This is a genomic window from Streptomyces sp. NPDC059696 (assembly GCF_042733745.1).
In the GTDB taxonomy this organism is placed as follows: Bacteria; Actinomycetota; Actinomycetes; order Streptomycetales; family Streptomycetaceae; genus Streptomyces.
Genome location: NZ_JBHWFG010000021.1, coordinates 91,254 through 118,193 on the forward strand (window position 1 = coordinate 91,254; position 26,940 = coordinate 118,193).

General features: G+C 71.2%; 23 protein-coding genes. 16 read left to right on the forward strand and 7 right to left on the reverse strand.

All coding sequences use genetic code 11. The features are described 5' to 3' along the window. The first annotated feature begins 85 nt into the window (after nt 1-85). On the forward strand, nt 86-1,264 hold the full coding sequence (locus ACFV20_RS23115) for an acyl-CoA dehydrogenase family protein (protein WP_385659260.1): 1,179 nt from the start codon (nt 86-88) through the stop codon (nt 1,262-1,264). A 41-nt stretch (nt 1,265-1,305) separates the two neighbouring features. On the opposite strand, the gene ACFV20_RS23120 is transcribed toward ACFV20_RS23115, so the two are convergent. Next, nucleotides 1,306-3,084, reverse strand: coding sequence for a PucR family transcriptional regulator (locus tag ACFV20_RS23120; protein WP_385659365.1), 1,779 nt, complete (start codon nt 3,082-3,084; stop codon nt 1,306-1,308). 223 nt (nt 3,085-3,307) lie between these two features. On the opposite strand from ACFV20_RS23120, the gene ACFV20_RS23125 reads away from it, so the two are divergent. The 11 genes from ACFV20_RS23125 (at nt 3,308) to ACFV20_RS23175 (ending at nt 13,915) form a co-directional block, all read left to right on the forward strand. Continuing rightward, complete coding sequence (locus tag ACFV20_RS23125; protein WP_385659261.1) at nt 3,308-3,799, forward strand: general stress protein; 492 nt, start codon at nt 3,308-3,310, stop codon at nt 3,797-3,799. 51 nt (nt 3,800-3,850) lie between these two features. After that, entirely contained in the window at nt 3,851-5,755 is a 1,905-nt protein-coding gene (gene dnaK / locus ACFV20_RS23130; RefSeq protein WP_385659263.1) for a molecular chaperone DnaK, read from the forward strand. Nucleotides 5,756-5,764: 9 nt separating this feature from the next. After that, on the forward strand, nt 5,765-6,382 hold the full coding sequence (gene grpE / locus ACFV20_RS23135; protein WP_385659265.1) for a nucleotide exchange factor GrpE: 618 nt from the start codon (nt 5,765-5,767) through the stop codon (nt 6,380-6,382). A gap of 6 nt (nt 6,383-6,388) precedes the next feature. Beyond that, nucleotides 6,389-7,345, forward strand: a complete 957-nt coding sequence (locus tag ACFV20_RS23140; protein ID WP_385659267.1) for a DnaJ C-terminal domain-containing protein — start codon at nt 6,389-6,391, stop codon at nt 7,343-7,345. Further along, nucleotides 7,342-7,749 carry a chaperone modulator CbpM gene (locus ACFV20_RS23145; protein ID WP_385659268.1) on the forward strand — a complete coding sequence of 136 codons (408 nt, stop codon included), beginning with the start codon at nt 7,342-7,344 and terminating at the stop codon, nt 7,747-7,749. Before ACFV20_RS23140 ends, ACFV20_RS23145 begins: the two co-directional genes overlap by 4 nt. Continuing rightward, nucleotides 7,740-10,379 carry an ATP-dependent chaperone ClpB gene (clpB, locus tag ACFV20_RS23150; RefSeq protein ID WP_385659270.1) on the forward strand — a complete coding sequence of 880 codons (2,640 nt, stop codon included), beginning with the start codon at nt 7,740-7,742 and terminating at the stop codon, nt 10,377-10,379. Before ACFV20_RS23145 ends, clpB begins: the two co-directional genes overlap by 10 nt. Further along, nucleotides 10,376-10,834 carry a thioredoxin gene (gene trxA / locus ACFV20_RS23155; protein ID WP_385659272.1) on the forward strand — a complete coding sequence of 153 codons (459 nt, stop codon included), beginning with the start codon at nt 10,376-10,378 and terminating at the stop codon, nt 10,832-10,834. Before clpB ends, trxA begins: the two co-directional genes overlap by 4 nt. Nucleotides 10,835-10,840: 6 nt before the next feature. Further along, nucleotides 10,841-11,104: a UBP-type zinc finger domain-containing protein gene (locus ACFV20_RS23160; protein WP_385659273.1), complete on the forward strand. Its 264-nt coding sequence runs from the start codon at nt 10,841-10,843 to the stop codon at nt 11,102-11,104. Beyond that, nucleotides 11,104-12,885, forward strand: a complete 1,782-nt coding sequence (locus tag ACFV20_RS23165; protein ID WP_385659275.1) for an FAD-dependent oxidoreductase — start codon at nt 11,104-11,106, stop codon at nt 12,883-12,885. Before ACFV20_RS23160 ends, ACFV20_RS23165 begins: the two co-directional genes overlap by 1 nt. A 46-nt stretch (nt 12,886-12,931) precedes the next feature. Then, nucleotides 12,932-13,429: an Hsp20/alpha crystallin family protein gene (locus ACFV20_RS23170; protein ID WP_385659277.1), complete on the forward strand. Its 498-nt coding sequence runs from the start codon at nt 12,932-12,934 to the stop codon at nt 13,427-13,429. A gap of 93 nt (nt 13,430-13,522) precedes the next feature. Further along, a complete protein-coding gene (locus tag ACFV20_RS23175; protein ID WP_385659278.1) occupies nt 13,523-13,915 on the forward strand; it encodes a DUF2267 domain-containing protein in 393 nt (130 codons plus the stop codon). Between the two features lie 241 nt (nt 13,916-14,156). Here the strand turns inward: ACFV20_RS23175 and ACFV20_RS23180 are convergent, their stop codons facing one another. After that, nucleotides 14,157-14,606, reverse strand: coding sequence for a DUF1931 family protein (locus tag ACFV20_RS23180; RefSeq protein WP_385659280.1), 450 nt, complete (start codon nt 14,604-14,606; stop codon nt 14,157-14,159). A gap of 66 nt (nt 14,607-14,672) precedes the next feature. Here ACFV20_RS23180 and ACFV20_RS23185 point away from each other — a divergent pair, with 66 nt between their 5' ends. The 4 genes from ACFV20_RS23185 (at nt 14,673) to ACFV20_RS23200 (ending at nt 21,186) form a co-directional block, all read left to right on the forward strand. Continuing rightward, nucleotides 14,673-16,004, forward strand: a complete 1,332-nt coding sequence (locus ACFV20_RS23185; protein ID WP_385659282.1) for a hypothetical protein — start codon at nt 14,673-14,675, stop codon at nt 16,002-16,004. A 289-nt stretch (nt 16,005-16,293) separates the two neighbouring features. Next, nucleotides 16,294-17,469: a glutathione-independent formaldehyde dehydrogenase gene (locus tag ACFV20_RS23190; RefSeq protein ID WP_385659284.1), complete on the forward strand. Its 1,176-nt coding sequence runs from the start codon at nt 16,294-16,296 to the stop codon at nt 17,467-17,469. A 332-nt stretch (nt 17,470-17,801) separates the two neighbouring features. Continuing rightward, the gene (locus ACFV20_RS23195; RefSeq protein WP_385659286.1) at nt 17,802-19,976 is read left to right on the forward strand and encodes an FUSC family protein; all 2,175 of its coding nucleotides are present in this window, start codon (nt 17,802-17,804) and stop codon (nt 19,974-19,976) included. A 157-nt stretch (nt 19,977-20,133) separates the two neighbouring features. Then, nucleotides 20,134-21,186 (forward strand): acetate/propionate family kinase, encoded by a 1,053-nt coding sequence (locus tag ACFV20_RS23200; protein ID WP_385659287.1) that lies wholly within the window; start codon nt 20,134-20,136, stop codon nt 21,184-21,186. A 51-nt stretch (nt 21,187-21,237) separates the two neighbouring features. On the opposite strand, the gene ACFV20_RS23205 is transcribed toward ACFV20_RS23200, so the two are convergent. Genes ACFV20_RS23205 through acsA form a run of 5 tightly spaced genes read right to left on the reverse strand, consistent with a single transcriptional unit; the run spans nt 21,238 to nt 26,780 of the window. Continuing rightward, nucleotides 21,238-21,483, reverse strand: a complete 246-nt coding sequence (locus tag ACFV20_RS23205) for an acyl carrier protein (protein WP_385659289.1) — start codon at nt 21,481-21,483, stop codon at nt 21,238-21,240. Beyond that, complete coding sequence (locus ACFV20_RS23210) at nt 21,480-22,907, reverse strand: 2-oxo acid dehydrogenase subunit E2 (RefSeq protein WP_385659290.1); 1,428 nt, start codon at nt 22,905-22,907, stop codon at nt 21,480-21,482. The genes ACFV20_RS23205 and ACFV20_RS23210 overlap by 4 nt, the downstream gene beginning before the upstream one ends. Before the next feature lie 2 nt (nt 22,908-22,909). After that, nucleotides 22,910-23,905 carry an alpha-ketoacid dehydrogenase subunit beta gene (locus tag ACFV20_RS23215; protein ID WP_385659292.1) on the reverse strand — a complete coding sequence of 332 codons (996 nt, stop codon included), beginning with the start codon at nt 23,903-23,905 and terminating at the stop codon, nt 22,910-22,912. Nucleotides 23,906-23,907: 2 nt separating this feature from the next. Further along, nucleotides 23,908-24,993, reverse strand: a complete 1,086-nt coding sequence (gene pdhA, locus ACFV20_RS23220) for a pyruvate dehydrogenase (acetyl-transferring) E1 component subunit alpha (RefSeq protein ID WP_385659293.1) — start codon at nt 24,991-24,993, stop codon at nt 23,908-23,910. Beyond that, nucleotides 24,990-26,780 carry an acetate--CoA ligase gene (gene acsA / locus ACFV20_RS23225; RefSeq protein ID WP_385659295.1) on the reverse strand — a complete coding sequence of 597 codons (1,791 nt, stop codon included), beginning with the start codon at nt 26,778-26,780 and terminating at the stop codon, nt 24,990-24,992. Before acsA ends, pdhA begins: the two co-directional genes overlap by 4 nt. Nucleotides 26,781-26,940: the final 160 nt, after the last annotated feature.

The window sequence follows — 26,940 nt, forward strand, 5'->3', positions numbered from 1 at the left end:
TCCACGGGCCGGCACCATTCCCAATTTCTGAAACACGTTCTACGGTGTGCGCCGACAGGACCGATCTGGGGAGCCTGGAGGCGCCGTGCACCTCGAATACACGCCCGAGCAACTGCGGCTGCGCACCGAACTGCGGTCCTACTTCGCCGAACTGGTCCCGGACCACGCCTACGCCCGGCACGGCGACCCGGCCGCCCAGAAGCGGTTCTACCGCGAGACGATCCGGAAGCTCGGTGTCGACGGCTGGCTCGGTGTCGGCTGGCCCCAGGAGTACGGCGGGCGCGGCCTGACGGCCATGGAGCAGTTCATCTTCTTCGACGAGGCCGCCCAGGCCGGTGTCCCGCTGCCGCTCATGGCGCTGAACACCGTCGGGCCGACGATCATGCAGTACGGCACCGAGGAGCAGAAGGCGTACTTCCTGCCCAGGATCCTCGCGGGCGAGATCGACTTCGCCATCGGCTACAGCGAGCCCGGCGCCGGCACCGACCTGGCGTCCCTGCGCACACGGGCCGTACGTCAGGGCGACCACTACGTCGTCGACGGCCAGAAGATCTGGACGACCAACGGTGACACGGCCGACTGGGTGTGGCTGGCCGTGCGCACCGACCCGGACGCGCCGCCGCACCAGGGCATCACCATGCTCCTGGTGCCGACCACCGACCCCGGCTACTCCTGCACCCTCATCAACACCCTCGCCTCGCACGACACCACCGCCAGTTACTACGAGAACGTGCGCGTCCCCGTTACGCACCGGGTCGGCGCCGAGAACCAGGGCTGGCGGCTGATCACCAACCAGCTCAACCACGAGCGCGTCACCCTGGCCGCCCACGGCACCATGGCGATCCGCGCCCTGCACGACGTGCGGCGCTGGGCGCAGGAGACCAAGCTCGTCGACGGCCGCCGCGTCGCCGACCTGCCCTGGGTGCGCCGCCTGCTGGCCCGCACCCACGCCCGGCTCGACGCGCTCAAACTGCTCAACTGGCGGATGGTCGGCGCGGTCCAGGACGGCACCCTCACCCCGCAGGACGCCTCCGCGGTCAAGGTCTACGGCTCGGAGGCCCGGCGCGAGGCCTACGCCTGGCTGATGGAGATCGTCGCCGCCCCGGGTGCCCTGAAGGAGGGCTCGGCCGGTGCGGTCCTGCACGGCGAACTGGAACGCGGTTACCGCTCGGCCGTCATCTTCACCTTCGGCGGCGGCAACAACGAGATCCAGCGCGAGATCATCTCGTGGATCGGGCTGGGGATGCCGAGGGTGCGGCGCTAGGAGGTGATGACGAGGATGCTCGGTTGACCCCAGGAGCGGCTTCAGCCGGGTCCGCCCAGCATGATCTTCCACACCCGGGTCGCGACCTGCAGGTTGAGGCGGTCCTCCACGTTCGTCAGGTCACGGCCGCTGATCTCACGGATGCGCTGGAGCCGGTAGCGCAGCGTGCTGCGGTGGATCATGAGGGACTCGGCGGTCTCGGCGTAGTTGCCGCCGCAGTCGAAGTACCGGGACAGGGTCTCCACGAGCGCCGCACGGTGCAGACCGTCGTAGTCGACGAGTTGTCCGAGCCATTCCCGAACGAACCCCTCCAGCTCCTGGTAGTCGTTCCCGGGGCCCAGGATGCGATAGAGGCCCAGGTCGTCGAAGAACGTCGTGCCGTACCGGCTTCGGGACCGCAGGCGTACGTCCAGGGCCCGCAGTGCCTCCTGGTAGCGGCCGGGGATACCGTCCGGGGTGTCGCAGCGGGCGCTCACCCCGATCGTCCCGTCGGTTCCGGTCTCCCGGGCGAGTGCCTCGTACAAGGCGTGGTCGTCGGGCCTGCCCTCGGCGACCAGGACCACGTGGCCGGAGCGCCGAGTCACCAGTGACCGCATGCCCACGGCCGTCGCCGCCCGGCCCACGGTGCGCGCGAAAGCGTCGTCGGAGACCTGGCTCCTCCACTGCACCACGACCACGTACTGGATGCGGTGCAGGTCGTGACCGAACGCCTCGGACCGGGCGTAGGCGCTCACCTCGTCCGTGCCCGCCAGAAGATCGTCGACCAGTTCGCGGCGTAGTCGCAGCTCCACCCCGGCCAGATGGCGCAGGTGCGACAGTTCCAGGGCGAGTGACGTGGCGGCGTGCTCCAGCGCGAACAAGGTGTACTCGTCGGCGTCGCCCCCGGGGTCGACCACGGCCAGGACTCCGAGGACCTCACCGCGGGGGTGTACCAGGGAGATCAGCCGGTCCTTGACGCGTACAGGTCCGCCTCGCCGGGCGACCTCCTGGAGCATCTCCGCATGGCGTGCGGGGTCCGGTTCCGGATAGGGGTCGGGCCGGCCGGGACCGGACCAGGAGCGCAGTCGGCCGAAGCGGTCCTCCACGAGCACGGGAAAGCCGGTGAGCTGATGAAGCGCACCGGTGATGGCGTGTTCGCCGCCGCCCGAGGCCGCGACCTCGGCGAGGGCCTCGTGCACGGCCCGCTGATAGCCCGCCCTGACCACGAGGGAGACCAGGTGCTGCTGGAGGGTCGCTCGTTCTCGTCGCAGCCGGTGCAGCTCCAGCGCGTCCTCCTGCCGACCGCGGTGCGCGACGGCGACCGACAGGGCCGCGGCGGTGAGACGTACCAGCACGGCGAGCAGGACGTGCTGGGCCTGGGTGGGCCGGGAGCTGGACGTCACCACGAGGTAGCCGTGCAGTCCACCGGGACCGTGCAGGGCCAGAGCCCGGCCCCGTGACCGCCCGGGAACGGTCACGGGGCCGTCCCGCCCCGTCAGCTCTCGCACCCTCCGGTCGACGGCTGCCGCGGGGCCCGGCCCGCCCTGCGGGCCGGGGACCAGCTGGCCGTGCACCCTGAGGTATCCGGCCTCGGCCCTGTACGGGCCGACGGCCGACACGTGGTCCATGGCCAGGCGCAGGATCTCGCCCTCGTTCCGGGCGTCGAACAGGGCGCGGGAGACTGCCAGCAGTGCGTGGGAGGCCGGGTCGGCCGCGCTGGGAAGGTCCGGGCGGGACCCCTTCCAGGAGGGTGCCGGGTACCGCCCGGGACGGCTCCGTGGAGGGCTGCCTGCCTGGCCGGGGCGGCCCCGGTGCATGCTTCGTGCCCAGCGGCCGACCATGCGGATCACGCCCTTTCCGGAACCCTCGCCTAGGTGGCCGGAAGTCGTGTACCCCTCTACGACCGGAACTCACCCGAGGGCTTCGGAGTGCTCGCCTCGTGCTCCCGGGCGGACGGGCTCCGTCGTTCTTTGACCTGCCGGGCGCAGGCGCACAGCTGCCCGGTTCGCGAATCTGGGTTCGTGCCGGGGGCGCGCCGTGCGTACCGGCAGGAAGGACTGGGCGATGACCGAACAGCCTCGCAGGCCCGTTGCCACGTACCAGACGTACCAGGAAGCCGAACGCGCCGTCGATCACCTCTCGGACCAGGGGTTTCCCGTGGAGAGGGTGGCCATCATCGGCCAGGACGTCCGCCTCGTCGAGCAGGTCGTCGGACGTATGGACTACGGCCGGGCCGCCCTGCACGGAGCGGCGAGCGGAGCCCTTCCCGGTGCGCTGATCGGCTGGCTCTTCGGCTTGCTCGACTGGGTGGACCCGCTCGTCTCCGCCCTGCTCGTCGCCCTCTACGGCCTGATTTTCGGGGCGATCGTGGGCGCGCTGTTCGGTCTGCTGCTGTACGCCCTGCAGGGCGGCCGCCGGGACTTCGCCTCGGTGCGCTCGATGGAACCGAGCCGCTACGACGTCGTCGCGGACGAAGCGGTCGCCGACGAGGCCGTACGGCTGCTCGGCGGGCTGCGGAAGACCACCGGCACGGGCGGACGTCCCGCGCATACATGAACGATCGGACCGCAGGCGCGGCGCATGCCGCCGCACCGGGAGGAGTTCCTCATGGCCAAGGCAGTGGGCATCGACCTGGGCACCACGAACTCGGTGATCGCCGTGTGGGAGGGCGGCGAAGCCTCCGTCGTGCCCAACAGCGAAGGCAACCGCACGACACCGTCCGTGGTGGCCTTCACCGACACCGGGGAACGGCTGGTGGGCCAGCTGGCCCGGCGTCAGGCGATCCTCAACCCCAAGGGCACCATCTACTCGGCCAAGCGGTTCATCGGCCGGCACTTCGACGAGATCTCGGACGAGGCCAAGGCGGTGGCGTACGACGTCGTCGAGGGCCCGGGCGGCGTCGCCCGCTTCAAGGTGCGCGACAAGCTCTACGCCCCCGAGGAGATCAGCGCCCAGGTGCTGCGCAAACTCGCCGACGACGCCTCCAAGCAGCTCGGGGAACGGGTCACGGAGGCGGTGATCACCGTGCCCGCCTACTTCAACGACGCCCAGCGCACCGCCACCAAGGACGCCGGGCGGATCGCGGGACTGGAAGTACTGCGGATCATCAACGAGCCGACCGCGGCCGCCCTCGCGTACGGCATGGACAAGAAGGAGCACGAGACCGTCCTCGTCTTCGACCTGGGCGGCGGCACCTTCGACGTGAGCATCCTCGACGTCGGCGACGGCGTGGTGGAGGTGCGCTCCACGGCGGGCGACAGTCACCTGGGCGGTGACGACTTCGACCGGCGTCTGGTCGATTACCTCGCGGACGACTTCCAGAAGGAGAACGGCATCGACCTGCGCAAGGACCCGCAGGCCCTGCAACGCCTGTTCGAAGCGGCGGAGAAGGCCAAGACCGAGCTGAGCTCGGTGACGCAGACACAGGTCAGCCTGCCGTTCATCACCGCCGACGCCTCGGGCCCCAAGCACCTCACCGACTCGGTCATGCGGTCCACGTTCGAGCAGATCACCAGCGACCTGGTGGAGCGGTGCCTGGAACCGGTCAAGCAGGCCATGGCCGACGCCAAGGTCGGCGAGAGCGACATCGACGAGGTCATCCTCGTCGGTGGTTCCACCCGCATCCCCGCCGTCCAGGCCCTCGTGCGCCGGCTGACCGGCGGCAAGGAACCCAACATGAGCGTCAACCCCGACGAGGTCGTGGCCCTGGGTGCCGCGATCCAGGCCGGGGTGCTCAAGGGCGAGGTCAAGGATGTCCTGCTGCTCGACGTCACGCCCCTGTCGCTGGGTGTCGAGACCCGGGGCGGCGTGATGACGAAGATCATCGAGCGGAACACCACCATTCCCGTGCGCCGCACCGAGACCTTCTCCACCGCCGAGGACAACCAGCCCGCCGTCGACATCGTCGTCCTCCAGGGCGAGCGCGAACGGGCCGCCGACAACCGGGTGCTCGGCCGCTTCCAGCTCACCGACATCCGCCCGGCGCCGCGCGGCGAACCGCAGATCGAGGTCACCTTCGACGTCGACGCCAACGGCATTCTCAACGTCAAGGCCCGCGACCAGGACACCGGCAAGGAACAGGGCATCACCATCACCGAGAGCTCCAACCTCGACCGCGGCGAGGTCGAACGCATGGTCCAGGAGGCCGAGCGCAACCAGGGCGAGGACAAGGCCCTGCGCGAGGCCGTCGACGCCCGCAACGAGCTCGACGCCGTCGCCTACCAGGTGGAGAAGCTCCTCGCCGATCTCGGCGACGCCGCTCCCGCGCACGAGAGGTCACGCGCCGAGATGCTGGTGTCGGATGCCCGGGCGGCGGTCAAGGAGGAGGCGGGCGTGGAGCGGGTGCGGCCCCTGACCTCCGAACTCCAGCAGGTGCTGGCAGGGCTGGCGGCGCATCAGGCCGGCGCCACCACAGGCGGTCCCGACCAGGACACCACCGGGGACGGCGCGACCGGTGGCGGCCCGAGCGGCGGTGACGACGACGTCATCGACGCCGAGTTCGACAAGGACTGAGGAACCACCATGCCGATCCACCCCAGGGAATCCGACCCGGCCGTGCCGGACCCGGCCGACCCGGCTCCGGAGGGCGCCGCACGCCCTCCCCGAGGTGATCTGCCGCCCTCGAGCCCGTCGGCCGGGCCGGGGCCCGGCACAGGCGAGGCACCCGGCCCCGACGCGGCCGGAGGCCCCGCACCGTCCGAGGACCAGCACACGGCCGAGCTCAAGGAACTCGAGGACCGCTGGCGGCGCGCGCTCGCCGACCTCGACAATCTCCGCAAGCGCCACACCAGGGAACTGGAGCGGGAGCGGACGGCCGAGCGGTCCCGCACGGCCGCCGCCTTCCTGCCCGTCCTGGACAACCTCGAACTCGCCCTGACCCACGCGGGATCCGACCCGGGCGCGATCGTGGAGGGCGTCCGGGCGGTCCGCGACCAGGGGGTGAACGTCCTCGAACTGCTCGGCTACCCCCGGCACGCGGAGACCGGCGTCGCCTTCGACCCGGCCCGGCACGAGGTGGTCGGCGTCGTCCAGGCCCCCGACGCCCCCCAGGGCACGGTCGTCGAGGTGCTGCGGCCGGGCTACGGAGACGGCGAACGGCAGCTCAGGCCCGCCGCCGTGACGGTCGCGAAGCGGGAGTGACCGGTCATGGCACAGGACTTCTACGACGTGCTGGGCGTGTCACGGACCGCGAGCCAGGACGAGATCCAGCAGGCCTATCGCAAACTCGCCCGCAAGTACCACCCCGACGTCAACAAGGACCCGGGAGCGGAGGAACGCTTCAAGGACCTCAACGAGGCGTACAGCGTCCTGTCGGACCCCAAGACCCGGGCCCGCTACGACCGCTTCGGCGAGGACTTCCGGAAGGTGCCCGAGGACTGGGAGGAGCGGGTCGGTGCCGGTGCGGGACCCGGCGGCGGCTTCCGCGCTCGCAGGACCGCGGGTGCGGGCGGTCCCCGTGTCCGGTACACCGGCTTCGGCGACGACTTCGCCGGGGAGGGCATCGACATCGAGGACCTGTTCGGCTCGTTCTTCGGAGCGGGCGGCGCCCCCGGCGGTGTACCGGGGGCCGACCAGGAGGCCGAGCTGCCGCTCACCGTCGAGGAGGCGTACCGGGGCGGCCGCCGCACCGTCACGCTCGCCGGCCCCACCGGGCAGCCGCGACGGTACGAGGTCGACGTGCCGCCCGGCGTCACCGACGGGCAGCGCATCCGCCTGGCGGGCGAGGGCGGACGGGGCAGTGGTGACGCCGCCGCGGGGGATCTGTACCTGCGGGTGCGCATCCAACCGCACCCCCAGTTCCGCCTGGACGGCCGGGACGTGCACGTACAGCTTCCGGTCACCCCCTGGGAGGCCGCGCTGGGCGCGACGGTGCCGGTGCCCACCCCGGGCGGCGGCACGGCCAAGGTCACAGTGCCCGCGGGCTCCTCCAGCGGCCGGCGACTGCGACTGCGCGGCGAGGGCATGCCGAACCCGCGCGGTGCCGACGGCAACCTCTACGCCGAACTCCGCGTCATGGTGCCGCCCAAGCTCAGCGACCGGGAGCGCGAGCTGTTCGAGGAGCTCGCCGCCACCTCTTCGTACGACCCCAGGAGGACGCGATGAGCGACCGACCCTCATGGGCTGCGACCGGCGGCCGGACCGCCCGGGCCGACGCAGGCGGGCGTCCCGTACGGACGGGCACCGGTTCCACGGCCGTGCGCTACGCGCTCGTCCCCGTACCCAGGCTGTCCTTGAACACCGTGGCCCGCCGCGCGGGCCTGCACCCCGACCTGGTCCGCCGGTTCGTCGCCCTCGGCCTGGTCGACGCCGAACGCGACGCCGCGGGGCACCTGGTGTTCGACCCTGCGGCTCCCGCGGTCCTCGCCCGCGTCCAGCGGCTGCGCTCAGGACTCTGCCTCAACTACGCATCCATCGGTCTGGTGCTCGACCTGCTCGACCGCATCAGCCTGCTCGAAGCCGCACTGCGCGAGCGCGGCAGGAGGAGTGACTCACCCCCATGGACATGAACCGTCTCACCCAGAAGTCACAGGAAGCCCTCCAGGAGGCGCAGACCGCCGCCATCGGCATGGGCCAGACCGAGGTCGACGGTGAGCATCTGCTGCTCGCGCTCCTCGACCAGGAGGACGGCCTGATCCCGCGGCTGCTGCAACAGGCGGGCGGGGACCCCGAGGAACTCCGTGCGGCGGTGCGCGAGGAGCTTTCCCGCCGGCCCAAGGTGACCGGCCCGGGCGCGGCACCGGGCCAGGTGTTCGTCACCCAGCGCCTGTCCCGGCTGCTGGACGCCGCCGAGCGGGAGGCCAAACGCCTCAAGGACGAGTACGTGTCCGTGGAGCACCTCCTGCTGGCCCTGGCCGAGGAGGGCTCGGCGACCGCGGCCGGACGCCTGCTCAAGGAGCACGGCATCACCCGGGACTCGTTCCTGAGCGCGCTGACCCGGATCCGCGGCAACCAGCGGGTCACCTCCGCCAACCCCGAAGTGGCCTACGAGGCTCTGGAGAAGTACGGCCGCGACCTGGTCGCCGAGGCCAGGGACGGCAAACTCGACCCGGTCATCGGCCGGGACGCCGAGATCCGCCGCGTCACCCAGATCCTCAGCCGCAAGACCAAGAACAACCCCGTCCTCATCGGCGACCCAGGCGTCGGCAAGACCGCCATCGTCGAGGGCCTCGCCCAGCGCATCGTCCGCGGCGACGTGCCCGAAGGACTGCGCGACAAGACCGTGTTCGCCCTCGACATGGGTTCTCTGGTCGCCGGAGCCAAGTACCGCGGCGAGTTCGAGGAACGCCTCAAGGCCGTGCTGTCCGAGGTGAAGGCGGCCCAGGGGCACATCCTGCTCTTCGTCGACGAACTCCACACCGTCGTCGGCGCGGGCGCCGCCGAAGGAGCCATGGACGCGGGCAACATGCTCAAGCCGATGCTCGCCCGCGGCGAACTCCACATGATCGGTGCCACGACCCTCGACGAGTACCGCAAGCACATCGAGAAGGACGCCGCCCTCGAACGCCGCTTCCAGCAGGTCCTGGTCGACGAGCCGAGCGTGGAGGACACCATCTCCATCCTGCGCGGACTGCGCGAACGCCTGGAGATCTTCCACGGCGTGAAGATCCAGGACACCGCACTGGTCTCCGCGGCCACCCTCAGCCACCGCTACATCACCGACCGGTTCCTGCCCGACAAGGCCATCGACCTCGTCGACGAAGCCTGCGCCCGGCTGCGGACCGAGATCGACTCGATGCCCGCCGAACTCGACGAGATCACCCGCCGTGTCACCCGCCTGGAGATCGAGGAGGCCGCCCTCTCCAAGGAGACCGACCCCGCGAGCAGGACCCGCCTGGAGGAACTGCGCAAGGAACTCGCCGACCTGCGCGCCGAGGCCGACGCCAAACACGCCCAGTGGGAGGCCGAACGGCAGGCCATCCGCCGCGTGCAGGAGCTGCGCCAGGAACTGGAACAGGTCCGCCACGAGGCGGAGGAGGCGGAACGCGCCTACGACCTCAACCGCGCCGCCGAACTCCGCTACGGCCGCCTCCAGGACCTGGAGCGCCGGCTGAAGGCCGAGGAGGAACAACTGGCCGCCAAGCAGGGGGAGAACCGGCTGCTGCGCGAGGTCGTCACCGAGGAGGAGATCGCCGAGATCGTCGCCGCCTGGACCGGCGTTCCCGTCGCCCGGCTCCAGGAGGGCGAACGCGAGAAGCTGCTGCGCCTCGACGAGATCCTGCGCGAGCGCGTCATCGGCCAGGACGAGGCGGTCAAGCTCGTCGCCGACGCCATCATCCGCGCTCGCTCCGGCATCCGGGATCCGCGCCGCCCCATCGGCTCGTTCATCTTCCTCGGCCCGACCGGCGTCGGGAAGACCGAGCTGGCCAAGACCCTCGCGGCGGCCCTGTTCGACTCCGAGGAGAACATGGTCCGCCTCGACATGAGCGAGTACCAGGAGCGGCACACCGTCAGCCGGCTGATGGGCGCCCCGCCCGGATACGTCGGCTACGAGGAAGGCGGCCAGCTCACCGAGGCCGTGCGCCGCAAGCCGTACTCGGTCGTCCTGTTCGACGAGATCGAGAAGGCGCACACCGACGTCTTCAACACCCTGTTGCAGATCCTCGACGACGGCCGCATCACCGACGCCCAGGGCCGCACCGTCGACTTCCGCAACACCGTGATCATCATGACGTCCAACATCGGCTCCGAGCACCTCCTCGACGGCGTCACCGCCGAGGGCGAGATCAAGCCGGACGCCCGCGCCCTGGTGATGGGCGAGCTGCGCGGGCACTTCCGCCCGGAGTTCCTCAACCGCGTCGACGACATCGTGCTGTTCAAGCCGCTCGGTGAGCGGCAGATCGAGCGGATCGTGGAGCTGCAGTTCGACGAACTGCGCCGCCGCCTCGCCGAGCGCCGCATCGCCGTCGAACTCACCGAGTCGGCCCGGGAGTTGATCGCCCACCAAGGTTACGACCCGGTGTACGGGGCCCGGCCGCTGCGGCGTTACATCTCCCACGAGGTCGAGACGCTGGTCGGACGCGCCCTCCTGCGCGGCGACGTCCAGGACGGCGCGACGGTCCGTGTCGACGCCCAGCACGGAGAGCTGGTCGTCACCTATGAGGAGCCCGAGGACGTGAAGGGAGCGAAGGCGGCATGAGTACCGTGCAAGCCACCAACGTCACCTGCCCGCACTGCGGGCGCACCAACCGGGTGCCCGTGGCAGCCGAGGGCCGCCCCCGGTGCGCCAACTGCAAGCAGCCTCTGCCCTGGATGGCCGAGGCGGGCGACGACGACTTCACCGAGGTCGTCGAGCAGGCCACCGTGCCCGTCGTCGTCGACCTGTGGGCCACCTGGTGCGGCCCCTGCCGCATGGTGAGCCCCGAGCTGGAGAAGGTCGCCACCGATCTCGCCGGAAAGGTCAAGCTGGTCAAGGTCGACATCGACAAGAACCCGCGCCTGGCGCAGCGGTTCGAGGTCCAGGCGGTACCGACGCTGCTGGTCCTCGACAAGGGGCAGACCATCGCCCGGCAGGCGGGTGCCGCACCCGCCCCTGCCCTGCGGCGGTGGGTGGAACAGTCGATCGCCGGCCGCGAACCGGCCGGGAAAGGGTGAACAGCCATGACCGTACGCACCGACCCCCACCTGGCGCTCGTCCGGCCGGTCCAGCCACTGACCCCCGAAGGGTGTCAGGAGTGTCTGCAGCTCGGCTCCCCGTGGGTCCACCTGCGGCTCTGCCTGACCTGCGGCCACGTCGGCTGCTGCGACTCCTCGCCGAACCGGCACGCGCGCCGTCACGCCGCCGCCGACGGCCATCCGATCGCGGCGTCGTTCGAGCCCGGTGAGAACTGGCGGTGGTGCTTCGTCCACGAGGCGTTCGTGTGATGCCCGGCGACGAGACGCGGCCGAGCGCGGCGCAGGTGCCGGACGAGACGGAGGAGAGCGTCCCCTTCGAGACCGCCGACATCTACGGCGCCTATCCCCGCCTGCCCGAGGACCAGATGGACCGCCTGGCGCAGCATGGCCGGCGGCGCGAGGTCGACGCCGGCGAGGTGCTGATCCGGGAGGGGGAGCGGTGCGAGACGTTCTACGTCGTCCTCAGCGGCTCGGTCGCCATCGTCGAGGACTACGGCACGCCCGACGAACGTCTGCTGCGGGTGCACGGCCCCGGCCGCTTCATCGGCGAACTCGGCCTCCTGAACGGGCAGGTGGCCTTCTACACCGCCACGGTCAGGGACCCCGGTGAGGTCCTCGTCCTGTCCATGGACCAGCTGCGTGACCTGGTGACCCGGGATTCCGTCCTCGGTGATCTGGTGCTGCGCGCCTGCCTCGGCCGCCGTGCCCTGCTCGTCGGGCAGGGCGCCGGTTTCCGCATCGTCGGCTCGCGCTATTCGCCCGACACCCGGCGGCTGCGCGAGTTCGCCGCCCGCAACCGGCTGCCGTACCGCTGGATCGACCTGGAGACCGACGAGGAGGCCGAGGAGCTGCTGCGCCGCTTCGGCGTAGGCCCGGAAGAGACACCGATCGTCATCTGGCGGGACACCACGCTCTTGCGCAACCCCAGCAACGCGGAACTGGCCCGGCTCATCGGCCTGCCCTCGTTGCCTGCGGGCAACCACCACGGCGATCTCCTCATCGTCGGCTCCGGACCCGCCGGCCTCGCCGCCGCGGTGAACGCCGCCTCGGAGGGTCTCGGCACGACCCTGGTCGAGGTGCTGGCCACCGGCGGCCAGGCCGGGACGTCGTCCCGGATCGAGAATCTGCTCGGTTTCCCCTCCGGCATCTCCGGCGCCGAACTGACCGACCGCGCGGTGCTCCAGGCGGAGAAGTTCGGCGCCCGGATCAGCGTCCCGGCGGAGGCGACCCGCCTCGAACCGCGGGACGGCCACTACGCCGTCGGGTTCGCCGACGGCAGCGAGATCACCGCCCGCGCCGTCGTCCTGGCCACCGGCGCCCGCTACCGCCGCCTCCACGCGCCCGGCATCGAACGTCTGGAGGGAACGAGCGTCCACTACTCGGCGACCGTCTACGAGGCCCAGAAGTGCCGCACCGACCCGGTGGCCGTCATCGGCGGCGGCAACTCGGCGGGTCAGGCCGTCCTCTTCCTGGCCGGGTACGCACCGCAGGTGTATCTGCTCGTCCGCGGGCCGAGCCTCGAGGCACACATGTCCCGCTACCTGATCGATCAGATCGAGCGCCACCCGCGGGTGCGCGTGCTGCTGTACACCGAGGTGACCGAGGCACTCGGCGACAAGGTGCTGGAGGCGGTCACCGTGGTCGACCACCGTACGGGGGAGCACCGGCAGCTCGAGGTGCGGGCCCTGTTCGTCTTCACCGGCGCCGAGCCGCACACCGAGTGGCTGTCCGACGCGCTCGCCCTCGACGCGCGCGGCTTCGTGCTCACCGGGGCGGAGGCACAGGCCTGTTCCGCGCCCGGACTGTGGCAGAGCCAGGGCCGCGACTGCCTGACGCTGGAGACCAGCCTGCCCGGCGTGTTCGCCGCCGGCGACGTGCGCAGCGGCTCGGTGAAACGCGTGGCCTCCGCGGTCGGCGAAGGCGCGATGAGCATCCACTTCGTGCACCGCTACCTGGGCCACTCGGCCGCGCCCGGCGGCACCGACACCTCCCCGCGTACCCGTCCGAAGGAGTCCGCTTGGCTCGGATGACCCCGAAGAGAGACGAGATCACGAGAAGGAGAAGGAGGCGATGGGAATGACTACGCCGGTCCGGCACCAACGGGGTGCCGCAGTGCAGGCCAGGCCGCTCGGCTGGGCACGCAATCCGCTGACGGAGTTCGACCAGCTGCTCAGCGAGATGAGCGGACTGATCGAATCCACGGTGGGAGGTGCGGCGCCCGCAGTGGTGTGGACACCCCTGGCGGACGTCACGGAGTCCGACGACAGCTTCCGCATCGAGATCGAACTCCCCGGCGTCAAGAGCAAGGACATCGACGTCGAGGCGAACGGCCAGGAGCTGGTGGTCACCGGAGAGATCAAGGAGAAGGAACGCAAGGGTGTCCTGCGACGGAGCACCCGCCGCACGGGAGCCTTCGAGTACCGGCTGCGGCTGCCCGGAGAGGTCGACACCGAGAAGATCAGTGCGCAGATGTCGGACGGGGTGCTCACCATCACCGTCCCCAAGGCCGAGGTCGCAAAGCCCCGCCACGTCGAGATCAGCGAGACGAGTGAAAGCGCCGGCGGCAGCGGCTGAGACGCGAACACCGCGGTTCCGGACCCCCGTCCGGAACCGCGAGGCATGGCAGGACCTCCACCGGGGCGGTGGCCGGGGCAGAAGGAGGCAGCGATGAAGTACGACGGATTCCTCGCCCACGTACGCGAGCGAGGCGAGTACAAGGACCAGGGCGAAGCCGCGGACGTCACCAACGCCGTGCTGGAAGTACTGGCCCAGCGGATCACCCCGGGAGAGGTCAAGGACCTCGCATCCCAGCTGCCCGGCCCGCTGAGACAGGTTCTCCACCAGGTAACGCCCCAGCAGACGCGGAGCTTCGGGATCGAGGAGTTCTACCGCCGGGTCGCCGAGCGCACGGGTGCCCGGCCGCGTACGGCGCAGTGGGACGCCAGCGCGGTCCTGACCACCGTCGCCGACGCCGTGACGGGCGGAGAACTGAACCAGATCATCAGCCAACTCCCGTCGAGTTACGCGGTCCTGTTCGGAAAGGCCGACCTCGCGGACTGAGCCTGCCGCGGTCGACCGGATGATGTGGTCGGTGACGCCCGGATGATGTGGTCGGTGAAGCGCTCCAGGCCGAATTGCTCACTCGCATCGCCCAGCCGCTCGGCTCCCCGGCAACGGGGCAGCCCATGTTCGGCCCTCCGGTGGGGGTTTCCTCCACTCGGAGGGAGTCGGTGCGGTAGGCCCGTTCATCCAGCAGCCGCTCACCGGGCCCCACGGACACGTTCCTGTCCGTGCTTTCGGGTCACAGCAGGAGGTCGAAGACGGCTCGAGCCTCGTCCCAGTGCTGGGTCTGGGGGTTCTTCAGGTCCGGGTGGAGGATCTTGAAGCTGTGGGCAAGGGCCAGGCTGAGTCCGCCGATGATCTCCGGATAGGCCGCCTCGGTCTCCTCGTCGGGCGTGCGGTCCAGGGCGGGATGGGTGGCGAGCTGTTCCAGGATCGGCTTGAGTTCCACCTCCTGGTCGAGCTTCCGGAAGCGGTGAATGCTCTCCTGCAGGCCTTTCGTGATCGGCAGGTCACTGGTCCGGATGATGTCGCGCCCGTTGGCCTTGGCCGTGGCCTGGGCGACGGTCAGCAGATCGTAGAGCTTGTCGTCCACGAAGTCGCTGTAGCGCTTGAGATCGTTCTTGTCGACGTCCAGTCCTGCGGCCGCGCGAAAGAACCTCTCGAATCTGGCGATGGACATCACAGTCATGACGGCAACCTCCGGCTGCGGGGCCGGGTGTCTGCCGGCCCCTGGGCTTCCCCGTCAGCCTGGCCGATGGGGGCGCGCGAACGCATGCGCATGCCGGGGCCAATCGGCCTCCCTCTCTCGCCCTGCCAGGCCCATGCGTCCGCGCGGAGGCCGGTGTGTCAGATGGCGTGGACGTTACCGCGGCGACGTCCGTGGGCACTCGGGACCGACGGGGCAGCCGACGAGGAAGGTCCGATCATGCAGGTGTCGTCTCAGGGCGTTACGGTCGTGGCTCTCCTGGCGGATCCGGACACGCCGACGGAGATCGCGCGGCGCATGGCCCGGACACTTTCTGATCGGCTCGCCGACAAGTCGGGCCAGGGGCGGCGATTCGACGTCGAGGTGGTCAGTGAGCCCTTCACCTCGGGGACGGAGGACCCGCCCACCTTGATGCGCAGGATCAAGAACCGCGGTCGTGCGGAGAATTGGGACATCGTCGTGGCCCTCACCGACCTTCCGCTGCACTCAGATGGGCGCAAGCTCGCTGTGAACCTGAATCACGAGCAGGGCTTGGCGCTGCTCTCTCTGCCCTCACTGGGAGGAGTGCGGCTGCAGACGAGGGCCCGGCGGGCCGTCGAAGAAGCCGTGCTCGGCTTGGCGGGTCCGCGAGTCAACGGGGATGAAGGACCTCCGGGAAGCCAGCCGCTTCCGGGATCCTCCGCCGAACGTCTCGCGCCTGTTGACCCGGGCCGCACCGGTGAGAAGGAGACCGAGGATCTCCGGTACGTCGTCGGCGGGCCGCGCGGTTACCTGCGGGTGCTCGCCGGCATGGTCCGCGCCAACCGCCCGTGGCGGTTGGTGCCCGGCTTGTCGAAAGCCCTGGCGGCCGCGCTCGCCACGGGAGCGGTCGCCACCGTGAACTCCACCGTCTGGACCCTGGCCGCGTCCCTCAGCACGCCACGCCTCGTGATCGCCACGGTCGGATCCGTCGCGATCATGATCGGCTGGCTGATCATCGACGCGGAGCTGTGGCATCGATCCGAAGGAAGCTCGCCGGAGGCGAGGCAGAGGGCGCGGCTGTACAACGCCTCGACGGTCGTCACCGTCGGTATCGGCGTGATCGTCTGCTACGTGGGTCTGCTGGTCATCAACTGGGTGTGGGCGCTGTTCATCCTCAACGACAAAGCTTTCACCGCCGTGACACGAACTCCACTGCACGCCGAGGAGTACTGGACGCTGGCCTGGTTCGTCGCTTCGGTCGCCACCGTGGGTGGCGCGCTGGGATCGGGCTTGGAGAGTGACGAGGCGATCCGGGCAGCCGCCTATTCCAAGCGTGAACAGGAACGCCGCCAGAGGCTCCAGGACGACCAGGACGACCAGGACGACCAGCCGGGGTCCGAGCCGGAGATACGGCGGTAGACGGTGGTTCCCGGAGGGAAGATTTCGCTGATCGATGCGTGCGTGCTCGTTTCGCACCGGGGCCGACGGGGACCCGGTCGGCACGCCGCCGGGGCACCGGCGCTCAGTGTCGCAAGCCGCCGACGGCGCCGTTGCACCCGATCCGGGTGAACGCCCCGCAGCGGCATGCCGGAGCCACGGACCGCGTCCCACCGACTCCCACGCCTTCAACTCCCGGGAGCGAGGCTCTTCGCGCCGTCTCCAGCACCGCCATGGTGCGGTCATGCCGCGACACCGAGAGGTTGCCATCATGAAAGCAGCGGTATACGAAGGCCCGCGAACGGTCGCGGTGAAGGACGTACCGGACGCGAAGATCGAGCACCCCTGCGACATCATCGTCAAGATCACCACCACCAACATCTGTGGTTCCGACCTGCACATGTACGAGGGCCGCACCTCGTTCGAGTCCGGCCGCACGCTGGGACACGAGAACATGGGCCAGGTCGTGGAGGTCGGCCCGGCCGTGCGCAAGGTCCAGGTCGGCGAGTACGTGGTGCTGCCCTTCAACATCGCCTGCGGCTTCTGCAAGCAGTGCGAGCGAGGGCTGACCAACTACTGCCTGACCATGCAGCCGGAACCGGCCCTCGCCGGAGCCGCCTACGGCTTCGCCGACATGGGCCCCTACCAGGGCGGCCAGGCAGAGCTGCTGCGTGTGCCCTACGGAGACTTCAACGCGCTGCGCCTGGGCGAGGACGCCGCCGAGCGGCAGACCGACTACGTGATGCTCGCCGACATCTTCCCCACCGGTTACCACGCCACCGAGATGGCCGACGTCAAGCCGGGCGACCAGACCATCGTCTACGGGGCCGGTCCGGTCGGGCTGATGGCGGCCTACTCCGCCATCCTCAAGGGCGCCGGCCGCGTCTGGGTGGCCGACCACCAGCCCGACCGGCTGCGCAAGGCGGAGGAGATCGGGGCCATCCCGATCAACACCGCCGAGCAGGACCCGGCGGAGGTCGTCAAGGAGGCCACCCTCGGTCTGGGCGCCGACAACGGCTGTGAATGCGTCGGCTACCAGGCACACGACCCCGAGGGTCACGAGGACGCCAGCCTCACGCTCAACGGACTCATCGACTCGGTCAGGTTCACGGGCCACCTCGGCGTGGTGGGCGTGTTCCTGCCCGAGGATCCCGGCGGCGCGGAGGCCCAGAGCGAGCTGGAGGCGCAGGGCAAGGTGCCGATCGACTTCGGCATGATGTGGTTCAAGGGCCAGCGCATGGGCACCGGCCAGGCCCCGGTGAAGAGGTACAACCGGGCGCTGCGGGACCTGATCGCCGGTGGGAAGGCGAAGCCGAGCTTCGTCGTCTCCCACGAACTCGGCCTGGACGAAGCCCCCACCGGCTACGAGCACTTCGATGCCCGCGACGAGGGCTGGACCAAGGTGGTCCTGCACCCCGACGGACACGGGAACGGCAGCAAGCGATAGGAACCCAGGGGCCGTCGCCCGTCAGTCTCCCCGGAGCAGTCCGGGTGGCGGGTGGCAGTCACCCTGGTTCCGGCAGGGGCCGGAACCGGCGGCGGTCACCGGAGTTCGGCCCGGCAGGACGGATCACGGCCCTCGCCTGCCGGCCGGCCCGGAGGCGACGACCCCGCCGGACACGCGTGCGAGGAAACCTGGGACCGGTGAGGCCGCATGCTGATGTGCCGCGTACGCACCGAGGCGCAGTCCTCGGGCCCTGCGGGAGGCTTCCTCGCCCGGCGGCCACACCGCGACCGGCCCGTCGCGACCGGGCAGGGCCTCTCGACCAGGCTCACACCGTGAAGTGGCTGCGGATCTTCCGGGAGATCGTGCGATCCGGGCTCACGATCGAGGAGGCGCGGCTGGAGCCCCTGCTCGCGCTGCGTACGGCTGCCGGGGTGGCGATCGTCGTCGGGCCGACGCTGTGGCTGGTCTCCCCTGCGTACGCCGCGTCCGCCGCCCTCGGTGCCTACTCGGCGGGTGCTGCCACCTTCCAGCGCACCTGGCGTCCGCGCAAGGTGATCGCGCTCGGTGCGGGCGCGGGTCTGGCGCTCAGCACCTTCGTGGGCTACCTGGCGGCGGGGCGACTCGTGACGTTCCTCCCGCTGCTCGCCGTATGGGCCTTCGCCGCGGGGATGGCGTGGGCCCTCGGATCGACCGCCGGGATCGTCGCCGCGACGACGGTCGGCAGCATGCTGGTGACCGTCACTCTGCCCACCAGCGTCGGACGAGCCCTGGAACACGCCGGGGTCATCGCGCTCGGAGGCGTGGTGCAGGCCGTGCTGATCCTGCTGTTCCCGATTCGCCGCTGGGGGGCGCATCGTGACGCGCTGGCCGACGCGCTGGCCGCCGTGGCCGACTACGCCCGCCGGCTGCGGCACGACCCGACCGCGCCGTTCGACCCGGAGCCGCTGATGACGGCCCGGGACGCGGCCGCCGTGACGCCGTCACAGGCCCGCACCCGGCCTCCCGTCCTCCACGGCCCCCGGGGCCTCGCCGAGCGCATGGTGCCGGTCGTCGCCGCACTCGCCGACCCGGACGTCGGCGCCCCGGCGGAGGGATCCGGGCGGGACCGCGCACGGGAGTTGCTCGGCGCGGCCGCCGACGTCCTCGACGCGGCCGCCCGTTCGATCCGTCGCGGAACTCCCGCCGAGGTGCCGCCCGGGAGCGCGGACGCCCTGCGCGTCGACGACGAACACGAGGTGCTGGAGGGGCCCGCCCGGGACGCCGCCGAACGGCTCGTGGAACTGATCACCGAGACGCTGGAGATCGCCGGGAGCGGCGGCGCGCGCGACAAGGCGCCCACACCGCCCGACCCCGCGCGTGCCCAGTTCCGGGTGCGCCCGACCCTGTTCCGGCTGCTCCCGGTCGTCGTCGGGGCGGTCCGCCGTGAACTCCGCCGGGATTCGCCCGTGTTCCGGCACGCCGTCCGCCTGGCGGCGGTGGCCACGCTCGGCTATCTCATCGCTTCCCGGCTGCCCGTGGGCCACAGCTACTGGGCGCCCATCGCCTCGGTGATGGTGATGCGGCCGGACTTCCACCGGACGTACGCGCGTGCGGTGGGCCGTCTCGCCGGGACCCTGGCGGGGGTCGCGCTCGCCACCGGGATGGTGCGGGCCCTGGGCCCGGACGCCCAGGTGTTCGGCGCGCTGGCGGTGGTCTCGGCGGCCCTGTCGTACACACTGCTCCGTACCGGCTACGCCTACTCCCAGAGCTTCACCGCCGCGTACGTCGTCTTCCTGCTCGGCATGGGTGGCCAGGCATGGGAGCAGACGGTTCCGGAGCGGGTGGTGCTCACCCTGCTGGGCGGGGTCCTCGCCATGCTGGCGTACGTGGTGTTCCCCGCATGGGAGACCCCGCGGCTGCCGGATCGGCTGGCGGACTGGCTCGCCGCCGACGGCCGCTACGCGGCGGCAGTGCTCCGCAGCTACGCCGAACCGACCCGGGAGCATCGAGCCGACATGCGCAGGACCCTCCTGGCGAGCAGGGAGGCACGTGCCGCCTGGCAGGACGCCTACGACCAGGCGCGGCAGGAACCGGTCCGCCCCAGGGGGCTGACGTCGCGCGAGGCGGAGGACGCGCAGGAGGCGCTCAAGCGGTTCGACCGGGCGGCGATGCTCATGGAGAGCCATGTCCCGCGAGCCGACAGTCGTGTCGTCCCCGAGGCGGAGCGGTTCGCCGACGCCCTGGAGGCGGACACCGCACAGGCGGCGGACGACGTGCGCGGGCACCGGAATCCGGACTGGGGGCGCGTGGCGCAGGCGCTCCACACGTGGGAGGGCGATGCCGGGAACCGGAGCCCGGTGCTGCGGCGCGGCGCGGAGCTGCAGAAGAGGGCCTTGGACAACCTCGCGACAGCCGTGAGCCGAACACTCCTGGAACAGGACGTCGGCTCTGCTCGCGAGGAGCAACGCGTGCGGGCTGCCGGGCTTTCGGAAGGTGACGGAGCAGGACCCGCGCACCGGGACGGGTGAGGGCCCCGTCGACAGGAAGAGCACAGGGACGCAGGTGCACCGGAGGTGTGTGATGAGTGCCGGCCACTCTCTCGGGAGTCGAGACGGTCACGTACTGGTCCTCGACGCGGGCTCTTCGAGCCTTCACATGGCTCTGTTCGCGGCGGACGGTGAACAGGTGGCGGATCGACACGCCTCACAGCCTCCGGGGCCCGCCGCGGCGGCGGACCTGCGGAACCTCCTCCGTGAGGTGCCCGCCCCCGCGGCGGTCGGTCACCGCATCGTCCACAGCGGTCCCCGGCTGACCGGACACACGCCGATCGACGCGCACGTACGGGCTCTGCTGGCGGACGTCGCCGATCTCGCGCCGCTGCACGTGACCCCGGCCCTGCGCATGGTCGATGCCGCACGAGAACTCCTGCCCGACGTTCCTCATGTCGCCTGCTTCGACACCGTCTTCCACAAGGATCTGCCGGCACCGGCGCGCACGTACGCGGTGCCGGAGCGGTGGCGAGCCGTATACGGGCTGCGCCGGTACGGCTTCCACGGGCTTTCCTACGCATGGGCGCTGCGGAGGACGGCGCAGGCCCTGGGGCGCCCCGTCGGCGAACTCCAGGTCGTGCTCGTGCACCTGGGGGGCGGCTGCTCGGCCTGCGCGGTCCGGAACGGACGCAGTGTGGACACCACCATGGGCCTCACTCCGCTGGAAGGCCTGGTCATGAGCCGGCGCAGCGGCAGTCTCGACCCCGGCGCGCTGCTGTGGCTGCAGCGGCGGCACGGTCTGAGCACGGACGAACTGGACGACGCACTGCACCGGCATTCCGGTCTGCTGGGCCTCTCCGGTACCTCGGGAGACACCCGGGACCTGGTGCGCGCCCGCGCCGGGGGCGACGCCGCGGCCGGGCTGGCGCTGGCGACGTTCACCCTCAGCTGCCGTAGGGGCATCGCCTCGATGGCCGCCTCGCTGGACCGGCTGGACGCCCTGGTCTTCACCGGGGAGATCGGCGAGGACCAACCCGAGGTGCGCGAGGAGATCTGCTCGGCCCTGACCGTTCTCGGGGTACGCGGCGGGCTGCTCGTCCCCGAACTGGAAGATCTGATGCGAGAAGGCCTCCGACGCGTCGATCAGGCGGCGGGAGGCGTCCCGGTCCTCGTGGTCGCCACCGGCGAGACACAGCAGATCGCCGCCGAGACCCGAAGGGTGCTCGGCATGGCCGACGGGACACGGTAGCCGTCACCCGTCGTCCGGACCGGGAGTGGGAGCGCATCCCCGGGTCGTGCGTCACTGCGTACGGGTGACCAGGAAGCCGGCGCTGCCGGTGAGGGTGGACAGCCGGGGCGCGTCCTCGTCCTCGATGCGCACGCCGGAGCGTTCGCTGAGCACCTCGACGAAACTCAGGAAGTCCAGTGAGTCCATCTCCAGAGCGTCCCTGAACGCGTCGTCGGGCCCCAGCGCGTCGACGTCGGCGTCGGGGACGACCTCGCTGATCGATTCCTTGACCATCTCCAGTGCTTCGGTTCGGTTCACAGCTGCTCCGGGTTCTGCAGAAGGCGGGTTACCACGGTGAGGAAGCGGGCACCGACGGCACCGTCCGTTGCCCGGTGGTCGGCCGCGAGGGTCGTCGTGACCACGGGCCGCACCCCCAGCAGGCCGTCGACGGCGCACGGCCGGTCGGCCACGCGTCCGAAGCCGACCAGGGCCACCTGCGGCGGGTGGATCACGCCGAAGACCGTCTCCACGCCCTGATCGCCGAGGTTGGTGACCGTGAGCGTGGCGTCGGAGACCTCGGAGCCGCGCAGCCTGCCCGTGCGGGCCCGGGTGACCAGGTCCTTCAGGCCGGCCATCAGCCCAGGGAGGGCCAGAGCGTCGGCGTCGTGGAGGGCGGGCGCGACGAGCCCGCCGCCCCGCAGGGAGACGGCCACACCGAGATGGACGCCGTCACCGGCCGTGAAGTGGTCGTCGGTCCAGAAGCCGTTGAGTTCGGGGACTTCCCGGGCCGCCAGTGCCGCCGCCTTGAGCAGCAGGGCCGCGGGAAGCAGCCGTTCCCCGACGGGGCTGCGCCGGTTGTGCTCGTGCAACCAGTCCATGGCGGCTGCCATGTCCACGGTGGTGGAAAGGTAGTAGTGGGGGATGTCCCGGTTGGCGCGGCTCATCAGACCGGCGATCGCCTGACGCATGCCCGTCGGCCGTTCCTCGGACGGGCGTGTGACGGAAGGGCGTGCCGGAGAGGGCGGCACAGCGGCAGCCGCAGGCGCGGGGTGGTCCGGGGACGGGGCGGACGGGCCGGGTGCCGCCCGGCGGACGTCCGAGGCGCGGACGGCCCCATGCCGGCCCGTCCCTTTCACCCCGGCGAGGTCCACGCCCAGTTCGGCGCCGAGCCGCCGGGCGAGCGGAGTCGCCCGCACACGCGGTGGCCCGGTACCGGCTCGGGCCGCTGCCGCGTGTTCGATGTCGGTGCGTGTGACGCGTCCGCCCGGCCCGGAGCCGTGCAGGCCCTCCAGGTCGACGCCGCTGCGCTCGGCGAGGTGCCGGACCAGCGGGCCGGTCTCGATGTGGCCGGGCGGCCGGGCGGCGGGGGCTGCCGGAACCGGCACCGGCTCGGGTGGTGGGGAGGGGGCGCGGGCGGGAACCTCGGCTGCTTCCGCGGGCACGGCGGGCTCGCGGGCGTCGGGAGAGGGGGCCTTCTCCGGTGCGGGACGGGCGGGTGGTCCGTCCTCGGCCGGCCCGATCAGCGCGAGCGGCGTGCCCACCGGCACCGTCGTGCCGGGCTCGACGAGCAGCTCCGTCAGGGTCCCGGTCTCGAAGCATTCCACCTCGATCGTCGACTTGGCGGTTTCTACGACCGCGACCGGCTCTCCCTTGCGGACGAGGTCGCCCGTGGCCACCAGCCACTCCAGGAGCGTTCCTTCGTCCATGTCCGCGCCGAGGGACGGCATGGTGAACTCGGCCATGGTCAGCCCACCGCCCGGTGGGCGGCCGCGACGATGCCGGCGACCTGCGGCAGGGCGGCCTCCTCCAGTCGCCGGGCGTACGGGATGGGCACCTCCGCGCTGCACACCCGCTCGACGGGCGCGTCCAGGTCGTAGAAGGCCTCTTCGGCGATGCGCGCGGACACCTCGGCGGCGAGACTTCCCGTCCGCCACGCCTCGTCGACGACCACCGCGCGATGCGTGCGGGCCACCGAAGCGGTGACGGCCGCGCCGTCCAGGGGACGCAGTGTGCGCAGGTCGATCACCTCGGCGTCGACGCCCTCGGCGGCCAGTTCATCCGCCGCCGCGAGGGCTTTGGGCAGCGAACCACCGTACGTGATCAGGGAGATGTCGGTGCCCGGGCGGCGGATCACGGCGTGGTCGAGGTCCACGGTGACGGTCGGCGGGAGGAGTTCGCCGGAGACGTTGTAGAGGCTTCCGTGCTCGAAGATCAGGACGGGGTCGGGGTCGGCGAGCGCGGGAGCCAGCATGTGCCGCGCGTCCTCCAGCGTGGCGGGGGCCAGGACTCGGAGGCCGGGGATGTGCGCGTACCAGCCTTCCAGGCTGTGCGAGTGCTGGGCGGCGAGCTGCCGTCCGGCGCCCGTGGTCATGCGGATGACCAGCGGCACGGACAGCTGGCCGCCCGACATGTGCAGCAGGGTGGCGGCGTTGTTGAGGATCTGGTCGAGGGCCAGGAGGCTGAAGTTGACGGTCATGATCTCGACGATCGGCCGCATCCCGGCCAGGGCCGCTCCGATGCCGGCGCCGACGAACGCGGACTCCGACAGCGGGGTGTCGCGGACGCGGTCGGGGCCGAACTCCTCCAGCAGACCGAGGCTGACGCCGAAGCATCCTCCGTAGCGGCCCACGTCCTCGCCCATGAGGAAGACCCGGTCGTCGGCGCGCAGGGCCTCCCTGAGCGCCTCGCGCATCGCTTCCCGGTAGGTCGTCTTCGCCTCTTGCGTTCCGTCGGTGCCCACCGTCAACTCACCGCCCGGGAGGAGGAACTGGTGACGTGGTGGAGCAGGTGCCCGACCGGCTCCTCGGGCCCCTCTTCCGCAGCTTCGACGGCATGGTCGATCTCGTCGGCGACGCGCTGCTCGATCCGGGCCCTCTCCTTGTCGCCCAGCTCACCGTTCTCGCGCATGCGGTCGGTGAGCAGGCCGACCGGGTCACGTTCCTTCCAGCGTCCGATCTCCGCCTTGTGGCGGTACCGGTCCGGGTCGTACATCGAGTGGGCGCGGAAACGGTACGTGCGCAGCTCGAGGAAGTGCGGCCCGGTGCCGCCGCGGATGCCCTCGACGGCCCGCCTGGCGGCATGTTCGACGGCTTCGACGTCCATGCCGTCCACGGCCCAGGCGACCATGCCGTACGAGGCGGCGCGCATGGCCAGATCCGTCTGCGCCTCGTGCCGTTCCAGGGCGGTTCCCATGGCGTAGAGGTTGTTCTCGCAGACCAGCAACAGGGGCAGCCTCCACAGGGCCGCCAGATTCGCGGTCTCGTGGAACTCGCCCTCGGCGAAGGCCCCGTCCCCGAAGAAGCAGCAGGTGACACGGTCCTGACCACGCATCCGGTCGGCGAGCGCGAGGCCGGCGGCCAGGGGGAGTCCGCCGGCGACGATGGCGTTGCCGCCGTAGAAGCGGCGGCTCGCGTCGAACAGGTGCATCGATCCGCCTCTGCCGCCACTGCATCCCGTCGTCCTGCCGTACATCTCCGCCATGACGGACTCGGCCGTGATCCCGCGAGCCAGCGCGTGACCGTGTTCGCGGTAAGTGGAGACGACCGCGTCGTCCGCGGTCAGCGCCTCGCTCACACCGACGGCCACCGCCTCCTCGCCGATGTAGAGGTGGACGAAGCCACGGATCTTCGCGGTGCTGTACAGCTCGACGCACCTCTCCTCGAAGCGCCGGATGCGCAGCATGGCCTCCAGCAGGTCCCTCCGGTGCCCCGCGGCCCCACGCCGGGACGGAGCGCCGGCGCCCGAGTCCCCCTTCTTCGTCCTGGCCTTCCTGCCGGACTTCGGGGACCCCGGGTCCTTCCGCGTGCGGGTGGGGCGGGCCACTGTCATGCGGATCCCTCCAAGGTCGACAAGTCACCCGTGGGCAGGCCGAGTTCACGCGCACGCAGCAGACGGCGCATCACCTTCCCGCTGCGGGTCTTGGGCAGGTTCTGGTCGAACGCGATCTCCCTCGGAGCGACGGCGGGCCCCAGCTTGCGGCGGCCGAAACCGAGCAGTTCCCGCTCCAGCTCCGGGGTCGGCGCCATTCCGGGGCGCAGCGACACGAACGCCTTGACGACGTTCCCGGCGACCGGGTCCGGCCGTCCGATGACCCCGGCCTCGGCCACCGCGGGGTGCTCCATCAGCGCGCTCTCCACTTCGAACGGGCCGATCAGATGCCCGGCCGACTTGATGACGTCGTCGGCGCGACCCACGAACCAGAACCAGCCGTCGGCATCCCGTCGGACCAGGTCACCGGTCAGGTACCAGCCGTCGGCGAACGCGGCGTCGTAGCGCTCGCGGTCATGCAGATAGCCGCGGAACATCGACGGCCAGCCCGGCCGCAGCGCCAGCTCGCCCTCGACGTCGGGGCTCTGCACCTGCCTGACCTTGCCGTCGGTGACCAGCGCCCGGCCGTCCTCGCCGCGCTCCAGCACGGTCGCCTCGACGCCGGGCAGCGGGCGTCCCATCGAACCGGGCCGGATCTCGCAGGCCGCGAAATTCGCGATCATGATGCAGCCGGTCTCCGTCTGCCACCAGTTGTCGTGCACCGGCAGGCCCAGCACGTCCCGCCCCCACACCACGCCCTCCGGGTTCAGGGGTTCACCGACGGACGCGATGAAGCGCAGGGCCGACAGGTCGTGGGAGCGCGGCAGGTCGTAGGGGCCCTGACGGGGCGTGGCGCGCATCAGCATGCGCAGGGCCGTGGGGGCCGTGTACCAGACGGTGACCCGCTGTTCGCCGAGGATCCGGTACCAGCGCCGGGCGTCGTAGTCGCCTTCGTCGACGATCGCCGTGACGCCATGGACGAGCGGGGCGACGACCCCGTACGACATGCCGGTGACCCAGCCGGGGTCGGCCGTGCACCAGTACACGTCCTCGGGGTGCAGATCGAGCGCGTACGCGGCTGTGGCGTGGTGCGCGACAACGGCCTCGTGGACGTGGACCGCGCCTTTGGGAGTACCGGTGGTGCCACTGGTGAAGTGCAGCAGGGCCATGTCGTCGGGCGAGGTCGGCGGGATGGCGAAGGTGTCCGGGGCGGCGGACATCAGGTCGTCGAACGAGACGGTGCCGGACAGCTCCTCGGCGCCCGGCCCGACGATCAGGACGTGCTTCAGCCCGGGAACCGATGCGCGGCGCTCGGCGACCTTGCGCCGGTAGAGGGCCGCGGTGGTGACGAGGACCTGCGCGTCGCCGAGACGCAGCCGCTGTTCCACCGGGTCGGGACCGAAGGCGGAGAAGAGCGGGCACAGGACGCTGGTGTTCTTCAAGGTGCCCAGCACCGTGGTGTACAGCTCGGGGCAGCGGCCCAGCAGGGTGAACACCCGGTCCCCCCGGCCGACGCCGAGCGACCGCAGGACGTTGGCGAAACGGGCCGTGCGGCGGGCCAGTTCGGCGTAGGTGACCGTCGAGACGGAGTCGTCACGTGCGACGCAGCACAGCGCGACCTTGTCGGCGTTTTTCGATGTCACGTGCCGGTCGACGGCCTCGTGCGCCATGTTGAGCCCGCCACCGGGAAGCCCGGACAGTGCGGCGCGCGCCTGCGACCAGGTGAAGGCCGAGCGCTCCCGGTCGTAGTCGGTGAGACGGGGCGGGACGACCTGCGCGGTGTCCTTGTGGATGGTTTCCCAGCGCATGGGGGGCTCCTCCCGGCACTGTCCCTGCTCTCCAGGGTCCCCGAGCCCGGCTCCGGCCGCACGTGCGCGGGAGGGCCTCGGCTCGCTTCCATGGCACTGCCGCTCGTCGCGGAGTGCCAGGGCCGGAGGGCCCGGGGAGGGGGGCCGGACGGCCTCCGGC